At 71.6% G+C, this 9,297-nt stretch carries 8 protein-coding genes and 1 pseudogene; 2 read left to right on the forward strand and 7 right to left on the reverse strand.

The window, feature by feature from the left end:
* Together ABZ070_RS32815 and ABZ070_RS32820 are read right to left on the reverse strand one after the other, a co-directional pair.
* Positions 1 to 755, reverse strand: a pseudogene (locus ABZ070_RS32815) (metallophosphoesterase); the annotation flags it as partial.
* Positions 756 to 764: 9 nt separating this feature from the next.
* Positions 765 to 1,010: a hypothetical protein gene (locus ABZ070_RS32820; RefSeq protein ID WP_356639270.1), complete on the reverse strand. Its 246-nt coding sequence runs from the start codon at positions 1,008 to 1,010 to the stop codon at positions 765 to 767.
* A gap of 121 nt (positions 1,011 to 1,131) precedes the next feature.
* Between ABZ070_RS32820 and ABZ070_RS32825 the strand changes: the two genes are divergently transcribed.
* Positions 1,132 to 2,385: a D-alanyl-D-alanine carboxypeptidase gene (locus tag ABZ070_RS32825; RefSeq protein ID WP_356639272.1), complete on the forward strand. Its 1,254-nt coding sequence runs from the start codon at positions 1,132 to 1,134 to the stop codon at positions 2,383 to 2,385.
* On the opposite strand, the gene ABZ070_RS32830 is transcribed toward ABZ070_RS32825, so the two are convergent.
* The 4 genes from ABZ070_RS32830 to glyA form a co-directional block, all read right to left on the reverse strand.
* Positions 2,333 to 3,298 carry a YihY/virulence factor BrkB family protein gene (locus tag ABZ070_RS32830; RefSeq protein ID WP_356639274.1) on the reverse strand — a complete coding sequence of 322 codons (966 nt, stop codon included), beginning with the start codon at positions 3,296 to 3,298 and terminating at the stop codon, positions 2,333 to 2,335. The two genes, ABZ070_RS32825 and ABZ070_RS32830, sit on opposite strands and share 53 nt — an antisense overlap.
* 114 nt (positions 3,299 to 3,412) lie before the next feature.
* The gene (locus tag ABZ070_RS32835) at positions 3,413 to 3,994 is read right to left on the reverse strand and encodes a 2'-5' RNA ligase family protein (RefSeq protein ID WP_356639276.1); all 582 of its coding nucleotides are present in this window, start codon (positions 3,992 to 3,994) and stop codon (positions 3,413 to 3,415) included.
* A 129-nt stretch (positions 3,995 to 4,123) separates the two neighbouring features.
* Positions 4,124 to 5,137 (reverse strand): tryptophan--tRNA ligase, encoded by a 1,014-nt coding sequence (gene trpS / locus ABZ070_RS32840; protein ID WP_356639278.1) that lies wholly within the window; start codon positions 5,135 to 5,137, stop codon positions 4,124 to 4,126.
* A 189-nt stretch (positions 5,138 to 5,326) separates the two neighbouring features.
* The gene (gene glyA, locus ABZ070_RS32845) at positions 5,327 to 6,595 is read right to left on the reverse strand and encodes a serine hydroxymethyltransferase (RefSeq protein ID WP_356639280.1); all 1,269 of its coding nucleotides are present in this window, start codon (positions 6,593 to 6,595) and stop codon (positions 5,327 to 5,329) included.
* A 312-nt stretch (positions 6,596 to 6,907) separates the two neighbouring features.
* Here glyA and rocD point away from each other — a divergent pair, with 312 nt between their 5' ends.
* Entirely contained in the window at positions 6,908 to 8,113 is a 1,206-nt protein-coding gene (rocD, locus tag ABZ070_RS32850; protein WP_356639282.1) for an ornithine--oxo-acid transaminase, read from the forward strand.
* Between the two features lie 49 nt (positions 8,114 to 8,162).
* Here the strand turns inward: rocD and ABZ070_RS32855 are convergent.
* The coding region (locus tag ABZ070_RS32855) for a PLP-dependent aminotransferase family protein (protein ID WP_356639284.1) at positions 8,163 to 9,297 on the reverse strand (1,135 nt) is incomplete at its 5' end.

The following is a 9,297-nucleotide window of genomic DNA, read 5'->3' on the forward strand; positions in this document are numbered from 1 at the left end:
TGAGGGGGATGAGCTGGGAGGATCCGTTTCTGCTTTCTCTGTATCGAGCTCGCGGCCTCTGCCGGGGCGCCCTCGTCACCACAGGAAGCGGCGGCTCTGTCGGGGCCGGCGTCCTCGCGCGTCCCGCTCACGGCCGATGCGCCGCCGGCGACGGAACCGTGCGCTGCGGCCTGTTCGGCGGCGGGGTGTCCGGGACGGCCGGCGGAGGCCGCCGCAGCCCCGTCAGACGCGCTGTCGACGGCCACCGCGGAACGCGCCCCGTGCGCAGCGCCGCCCGCCTCCCGCGAGAGGGCCGCCCCATCGGGCCCGGCGTGCTCGCCCGCCCCGCTCACGACCGGCGTGCCGCCCATCTGGGCGGCCGACGCGGCCGGATCGGTGCCGGACGGGTTCGGGGGCTCACCGGCCTCGCCACGGGGCCCGGCGGCAGCCGACGCCCGCCGGTCCAGGGCCCTGCGCAGCAGCGGGCGTACCGCCTCGCCGACCAGCAGGGCCAGGACCAGGTAGAGCAGCACCGCCAGCCACAGGAAACCGGGCCACGCCAGCACCCGTTCCAGCCAGAACGGCGCTCCGATCCGGCCCGAGGTGAGCGCCGCGACGGACAGCAGCGGCAGGGCCCAGATCGCGGCCGTACCGAGCCTGCGGGCGGTACCTCCCCGCGCGGTCGTGTCGCGGACCAGTCTCCGCCACACGTACCAATGGACCCCCGCGAGCAGGGCGACGACAAGAAGAATCACGAGTACGACGACTGCCGCCACGACCTGCCCCTACCTGCGCTCACGGCGCAACGCCCGTACACCACGCAACCCGATGACGCCGATGACCGTCCCCAGGACCAGGGAAGTGACAGCGAGCAGCAGATGGACCCAGAAGTAACCGGTCGGGTCGCCCGCGTCGTCGAAGGCGAGTCCGCTGGCGTCCTTCCACAAGTTCCTGATGAAAGAGACCCAGATGAACCAGCTCCACACCCCGAACGCGAGAAGGAACCAGGAGACGGAACGGCTGAGCTTCATGAACCAAGTATCGCGTCCGTCCTCCGAGCGGGTCCTTCGGGGTGGGCTGTCCTGGCGTCAACCCCGGCGAGCCTTCAATACGATCTCCATATTTTCTACGCGGCCCTGTACGTTCTCGTCCGTGTCTGCTCTGAAAACCACCGCGCGAAGGACCGCCTCGACGGTCCTCGCCGCCGCGTTGCTGCCCGCCCTGGCCGCAGGCCCCGCGCTCGCGGCCTCGCACGACAACGTCCCGGACCGGAAGAAGCCGAAGCCTCCGGCGCGCATGTCCTCGGTCGGCGGCGTCCAGCTCGCCAAACCGGGCACGCAGGTCAAGCTCGGACCCGGCGCGCCCGTGCTCCCCAAGGACGTCAGCGGCCGTTCCTGGATCGTCGCGGACGCCGAGAGCGGTGAGGTGCTCGCCTCCCACAACGCGCACTGGCGGCTGCCTCCGGCGTCGACCATGAAGATGCTCTTCGCGGACACCCTCCTGCCGAGGCTGCCGAAGACCACCGTCCACAAGGTCGCCCCCGAGGAACTCGCCGACGTCGGCGCGGGCAGCAGCCTCGTCGGCATCAAGGAGAACCACACCTACTCGGTCCACGACCTGTGGCTGGGCGTCTTCCTGCGCTCGGGCAACGACGCCGTCCACGTCCTGTCGGCGATGAACAACGGCATCGACCAGACGGTCAAGGACATGCAGGAGCACGCCGAGGAGCTGCAGGCGCTCGATACCACGGTCGTCTCCCCCGACGGCTACGACGCCCCCGGCCAGGTCTCCTCCGCGTACGACCTGACGCTGATCGCCCGCAGCGGCATGCAGAAGAAGGACTTCCGCGAGTACTGCTCGACGGTGAGCGCCGACTTCCCCGGCGAGCAGAAGGAGGGCGAGCAGCGCGGGACCTTCAAGATCCAGAACACCAACCGCCTGCTCACCGGCGCGACCGGCATCACCCCCTACAAGGGCATCGCCGGCGTCAAGAACGGCAGCACCACCCAGGCCGGCTCCACCTTCACCGGCGTCGCGGAACGCAACGGCAAGGTGCTGCTGGTCACCGTCATGCACCCCGACTCCGGGGAAAGCCTGGCGGTCTACAAGGAGGCCGGCCGGCTGCTCGACTGGGGCTTCTCCGCGGCGGACAAGGTGACGCCGGTCGGCGAGCTGGTGCCGCCGAGGTCGGCCGAGCCGGCCGAGGACACGGAGGCGGTCGAGGCAGACGCGGACCGCAAGGCGGACGCGGCGAATCCGGTCGCCGCCTCGCAGACCGGCTCCAGCGGCCTGAGCATCGCGCTGAGCGTCGCCGGCGCCGTGCTGATGGCCCTGGCGACCGCCGTCTTCCTGGTCAAGCGCCGCTGGCCGCTGCCCGACCGGGCGCGTCGCGGACCGGGCCAGTAGCGGACGCGGCGGGCCGATCACCGCCACTGCTCTGCGGCTCGCCGGCACTGCTCGCTTCGCCGTCGCTGCTCTGCGTCGCCGTCCAGGCGGCGCAGAACAGCAGCAGCTTGGCGGTGAAGTTGATCCACAGCAGCAGCGCGATCGGGACGCCGAACGCGCCGTACATGCTGCGCGACGCGACCCCGCTGATGTAACCGCCGAGCAGCAGCTTGAGCAGCTCGAACCCGACAGCGCCGATCAGCGCCGCCACCATCAGCCGCCGGCGCGGCGGCTGCACCCCGGGCAGCAGGGTGAGCGCGTAGAGCAGGACCAGGAAGTTCGCGACGACGCCCACCGCGAGCGCGGCGACCTGCAGCAGCACTCCGCCGATGCCGCCGTCCTCGAGGCCCAGCCGGTCGGCGGTCCAGCCGACCGTGGTCGAGCCGAGCGCGGAGGCGGCGAACGACGCCAGGCCGATGCCGCCGAGACCGGCGAGCACGCCCACGTCCTTGATCTTGCGGACCACGGGGTTGCCCTCGTCCACGTCGTCGAGCTCCCACACAGCCCGCAGGCACTCGCGCATCGACCCGACCCAGCCGACTCCCATGAACAGCAGAAGCGCACCGGCGACGACCCCGACCGTGCCCGCGTTGGCGACCAGAGCGTTGATGTCGAGCTGGTCGGAGATGCCCGGGACCTGGTCGGAGAGCTGCTCGTCGAGCTCGGCCAGCGCCTGCTGGTCGAGCGCCGCGGCGATGATCGCCGCGGTAACGGTGATCAGCGGGAAGAGCGCCAGGAAACTGAGGAACGTGATCGCAGCGGCGAGACGCGTCCAGTGGACCCGGTCGAGCGTCTCGTACGACCGCCACGCATGGGTGCGCATCAGCCGCTGAACGAGCGGGCCGACGACGGGGAGCTTGAGCAGCCAGTCCATGCGCTACGCCTACCCGTCGTGACCCTCCGCAGGCCCGCGACCCGCCGGGAGATCACCAGCCGCCGCGGAGAGCGCCTCGCACGGCCCCGGGCGAGGCCGGAGGGCCGGGGAAGCTCAGAGGGTGGTGGCGTGCTCGTCGACCGGGGTGCCCTGCGGGGGCACGCCGGGGATGCCGCCGCCGAAGGTGTACGTGCTGAGCTTGCGCCACACGGCGTCCGCGCCCTGTTCGTAGAGGGCGAAGGACGCACAGGTCCATGCCGCCGCGTACTCGGAGAGCTCCTCGTACGCGCGGTCCATCGCCTCCTCGGAGATGCCGTGCGCCACCGTGACGTGCGGGTGGTAGGGGAACTGCAGCTCGCGCACGAGCGGACCGGACGCGTCCCGCACCCGCTTCTGCAGCCAGGTGCAGGCGGCACCGCCCTCGACGACCTGGACGAAGACGACGGGCGACAGCGGACGGAAGGTGCCGGTGCCGCAGAGCCGCATCGGGAACGGCCGGCCGACCGCGGCGACGGCCGCGAGATGGGCCTCCACGGCGGGGAGCAGCGCGGAGTCGACCTCGGTGGGCGGCAGGAGGGTGACGTGGGTCGGAATGCCGTGCGCGGCGGGATCCCCGAAGCCCGCGCGCCGCTCCTGGAGCAGGCTGCCGTAGGGCTCCGGGACCGCGATCGAAACGCCGAGCGTTACGGTCCCCACGTCGTTCTCCTCGGTTGTCGGTACGGATCGGATCGGTCGGATCGACAAGGGCTTGCAGCCGCCAGTGTGGCGGCTGCACCCTCTTCGTGGCCAGAGTCCTTGGACACAGGTCTTCGGACTCTTCGCGGCTCAGTGCTTCGCGGGGACGAATCCCAACTTGTCGTAAGTGTCCGCCAGGGTCTCCGCGGCCACAGAACGGGCCTTCTCCGCCCCCTTGGCCAGGATCGAGTCCAGCGTCTCGTTGTCGTCCAGGTATTCCTGCGTGCGGGCCCTGAACGGTGTGACGAAGTCCACCATCACCTCGGCGAGGTCGGTCTTCAGCGCACCGTAGCCCTTGCCCTCGTACTTCTGCTCCAGGTCGGCCACGGTCGTACCCGTGAGGGTGGAGTAGATGGTGAGGAGGTTGCTGACGCCCGGCTTCTCCTGAGCGTCGAAGCGGATCACCGTGTCCGTGTCGGTGACCGCGCTCTTGACCTTCTTCGCGGTGGTCTTCGGCTCGTCGAGCAGGTTGATCAGGCCCTTGGGCGTGGAGGCCGACTTGCTCATCTTGATCGTCGGGTCCTGGAGGTCGTAGATCTTGGCGACCTCCTTCACGATGTACGGCGCCGGCACGGTGAACGTCTTGCCGAAGCGGCCGTTGAAACGCTCCGCGAGGTCGCGGGTGAGCTCGACGTGCTGGCGCTGGTCCTCGCCGACCGGCACGGCGTCCGCCTGGTACAGCAGGATGTCCGCGACCTGCAGGATCGGGTAGGTGAAGAGACCGACGGTGGCACGGTCGGCACCCTGCTTGGCGGACTTGTCCTTGAACTGGGTCATGCGGGAGGCCTCGCCGAAGCCGGTGAGGCAGTTCATGACCCAGCCGAGCTGGGCGTGCTCCGGGACGTGGCTCTGGACGAAGAGCGTGCAGCGCTCGGGGTCGAGGCCGGCCGCGAGCAGCTGTGCCGCGGCGAGTCGGGTGTTCGCACGCAGCTCGGCCGGATCCTGCGGCACGGTGATCGCATGCAGGTCCACGACCATGTAGAACGCGTCGTGGGTTTCTTGCAGCGCCACGTACTGGCGGATGGCACCGAGGTAGTTCCCGAGGTGGAACGAACCGGCGGTGGGCTGGATACCGGAGAGCGCGCGGGGTCGGGATGAGGCCATGTTCCTCATTCTCTCAGGTGCGCAACCGATCTCCGGCCGCCGGTGCGTCCCCGGCGTTCCGCCCCTTGACGGGCCGGTGCCGCAGCCGCCGTTCGGCAACCGCGGCGCCCCGCGGCCCGGTCCCGCGCCGGCGACTGCCGGACAGCCGGAGGCACCGCCCGGCCGTCGGGGTCGTCCGGCGGTCAGGGGTCAGGCGGGCAGGCCCGGGGCGGGGTGGGCGGCCATGAGGCCGGCCACCGCCGCCCGGATCGCGGCGAGCGTGTCCTCGTCACCCTTGCCCGCGGCCGTGACGCCCCGGTCGATCCACTCGGCGACGGCGGCCATGTGCTCCGTCCCGAGACCGCGGGACGTCAGGCAAGGAGTTCCGATACGGACGCCCGACGGGTCGAACGGCTTCCTCGGGTCGTAGGGGACGGTGTTGTAGTTGACGACGATCCCCGCCCGGTCGAGGGCCTTGGCCGCCACCTTGCCGGGGACGTCCTTGGAGGTGAGGTCCATCAGGATCAGATGGTTGTCGGTGCCGCCGGAGACCAGGTCGAAGCCGCGTGCCAGCAGCTCCTCGGCGAGCGCCTTGGCATTGGCGACGACCTGGGCGGCGTAGTCGCGGAAGGAGGGCCGGGAGGCCTCGTGCAGGGCGACCGCGATGGCGGCGGTGGTCTGGTTGTGCGGGCCGCCCTGGAGCCCCGGGAAGACCGCCTTGTCGATGGCCTTGGCGTGCTCCTCGCGGGACATCAGCATCGCGCCGCGCGGGCCGCGCAGGGTCTTGTGGGTGGTGGTGGAGATGACGTCGGCGTACGGCACGGGCGAGGGGTGGGCGCCGCCCGCGATCAGGCCGGCGATGTGGGCGATGTCGGCGACCAGCACGGCACCGGCCTCCTGGGCGATCTCCGCGAAGGCCGCGAAGTCGATGGTGCGCGGCAGCGCGGTGCCACCGCAGAAGATGACCTTGGGCCGTTCCGCGAGAGCGAGTGCGCGCACCTCGTCGAAGTCGATGAGGCCGGTGTCGTGGCGTACGCCGTACTGGACGCCGCGGAACCACCTGCCGGTGGCGGAGACGCCCCAGCCGTGGGTGAGGTGGCCGCCCATCGGCAGGGCCATGCCCATCACGGTGTCGCCGGGCTCGGCGAAGGCGAGGTACACGGCGAGGTTGGCCGGGGAGCCGGAGTAGGGCTGGACGTTGGCGTGCTCGACCCCGAAGAGCGACGTGGCGCGGGCGACGGCGAGCCGCTCGACCTGGTCGATGTTCTGCTGGCCCTCGTAGTACCGGCGGCCTGCGTAGCCCTCGCTGTACTTGTTCTGCAGGACGGTGCCCGAGGCCTCCAGCACGGCCTGCGAGACGTAGTTCTCGCTGGGGATGAGCCGCAGGGTGTCGGCCTGGAGCCGCTCCTCCGCACCGACGAGAGCGGCGAGCTCCGGATCGGCCTGGGCGAGGGCGGGGTGGGAGAGGGGAAGGGGCATGGGAGTGGTCCTCCGGGGCGATCCGTGTCGTCGGTCGTGGTCCCGGGGTGCCTGGGGGCACCCCCGTGCCGCAGGCCACGGGGGAGGGCGGCACTTCGCGTGTATACCCGCGCGCGGCTTCCTCGGGGTCGCTTCCCCGTACGCCAGTCGCCGTGCGTGGCGCCCACAGTAGCGGCCGGCGTGCCGACGCGCCGTGCCGTCCGCACTGCGAGCCGCGGGCGGCGCGCGACGATGGAGGGAGCGCGGTCACCGACCGCGCCCCGTGCCGACGCTCTGTCTGTCCGTCCGTCCCGATGATCGATCGGAGTGCCCGTGTCGACCACGACATCCGCCTTCGCCTCCGCGGAGGCGCACAGCGCGCACAACTACCATCCGTTGCCGGTCGTCGTCGCCTCGGCGGACGGCGCCTGGATGACCGATGTCGAGGGGCGCCGCTTCCTCGACCTGCTGGCCGGGTATTCGGCCCTCAACTTCGGTCACGGGAACCGCAGGCTGATCGAGGCCGCGAAGGCACAGCTGGAGCGGGTCACCCTGACCTCCCGCGCCTTCCATCACGACCGGTTCGGCGATTTCTGCGCACAGCTGGCCGAGTTGTGCGGCATGGAGATGGTCCTGCCCATGAACACCGGGGCAGAGGCGGTGGAGACGGCCGTCAAGACCGCCCGCAAGTGGGGCTACCGGGTCAAGCGGGTGCCGGACAACATGGCGAAGATCGTGGTGGCGTCCAACAACTTCCACGGCCGGACGACCACGCTGATCAGTTTCTCGACCGACCCGGAGGCCAGGTCGGACTACGGGCCGTACACCCCGGGGTTCGAGATCGTTCCGTACGGGGACCTGACCGCGATGGCCGCGGCGGTCACGGAGAACACGGTGGCCGTGCTGCTCGAACCCATCCAGGGCGAGGCGGGCGTGCTGGTCCCCCCGGCCGGTTATCTCCCGGGCGTCCGCAGGATCACCCGCGAGCGGAACGTGCTGTTCGTCGCGGACGAAATCCAGTCCGGGCTCGGGCGTACGGGCAGGACGTTCGCCTGCGAGCACGAGGGCGTCGTGCCGGACATGTACGTGCTCGGCAAGGCGCTCGGCGGCGGTGTGGTGCCGGTGTCGGCGGTGGTCTCCTCCGCCGAGGTGCTCGGCGTGCACAGGCCGGGCGAGCACGGCTCGACGTTCGGCGGGAATCCGCTGGCCTGTGCCGTGGCCCTGGAGGTGATGGCGATGCTGCGCACCGGGGAGTTCCAGCGGCGAGCCGCCGAGCTGGGTGAGCATCTCCACCACAAACTGGGGCTCTTGGCCGACGCAGGTCTGGTGACGGCGGTGCGCGGTCGCGGGCTGTGGGCCGGTGTGGACATCGCGCCGGGCCTCGGGACGGGCAGGGAGCTGTCGGAGAAGCTGATGGACCGGGGGGTGCTGGTGAAGGACACGCACGGAGCGACCATCCGGATCGCCCCGCCGCTGGTGATCGACAAGGAGGATCTGGACTGGGGCCTGGAGCAGATCCGGGCCGTGCTGGCCGACTGACCCGCCCGCGCGGGCCCGCAGCACGGTGGCGGGCGGCGCCCGCCTCCTGTCACTGCCCCAGCGCGCGGCAGAGCGCGTCGAGCGCGCCGCCCCACGCGCTGTCCGGCGGGGTCGCGTAGCCGACGACCAGGGCGTCACGGTCGGCGGGCGCGTCCTTGTGACGGAAGCGGCTGACCGGCTCGATCCCCAGCCCCTGCCACGCCGCGGCGCGCAACGCCGACTGCTCGGTGCCGGGCGGCAGTTCGAGGACCGCGTGCAGCCCGGCGGCGATGCCGCTCACCCGGATGCCCGGGGCGTGCTCGGCAAGCTGCCGCACCAGCTGGTCGCGGCGGCGCCGGTAGCGCAGCCGCATCCCGCGGACGTGCCGGTCGTACGCCCCGGAGGCGATGAACTCCGCGAGCGTGAGCTGGTCCAGCGCGCTCGACACCCAGTCGACGCCGCCCTTGGCCTCGAGCACCTCGCCGACCATGGCCGGTGGCAGCACCATCCAGGCCAGCCGCAGTCCGGGGGCCAGTGACTTGCTGGCCGTGCCCAGGTAGACGACGTGCTCCGGTTCGAGGCCCTGGAGTGCGCCGACGGGCTGGCGGTCGTAACGGAACTCGCCGTCGTAGTCGTCCTCGAGGATCACGCCGCCCGCCGTGCGAGCCCAGTCGACAGCCGCGGCCCGACGGTCGGGGTGGAGCGGCACGCCGATGGGGAACTGGTGGGCGGGCGTCATCAGCACCGCCCCCACGCCGCGCAGCTCGCCCTCGCCCAGCGCAGCCGTGTCCGTGCCCCGTTCGTCGATGGGCAGCGCCGGGGTGCGCAGCCCGGCGTCGGCCAGCAGGTTCCAGTGCACATCGAGGCCGTACGACTCGACGGCCACGTCCCGCACCCGCCGCTGCCGCAGCACCTTCCCCATCAGCATCAGTCCGTGCACGAAGCCGGAGCAGATCACGATGCGTTCCGGCGCGGCGTGCACACCCCGTGCCCGCGCCAGGTAGTCCGCCAGCACCGTCCGCAGCTCGACGCGTCCGCGCGGGTCCCCATAGCCGAACGCCTCATGGGGCGCGGCGCTCAGTGCCCGGCGGGCGGCCTTGAGCCACTCCGCGCGCGGGAAGGCCGCGAGGTCGGGGCTGCCGGGCATCAGGCTGTACGTGGGCCGGCCGCGGGGCGGGTGCGCCCTGGCCGTGTCCGGCGCGGGC

The organism is Streptomyces sp. NPDC006283, from assembly GCF_040613325.1.
In the GTDB taxonomy this organism is placed as follows: domain Bacteria; phylum Actinomycetota; class Actinomycetes; order Streptomycetales; family Streptomycetaceae; genus Streptomyces.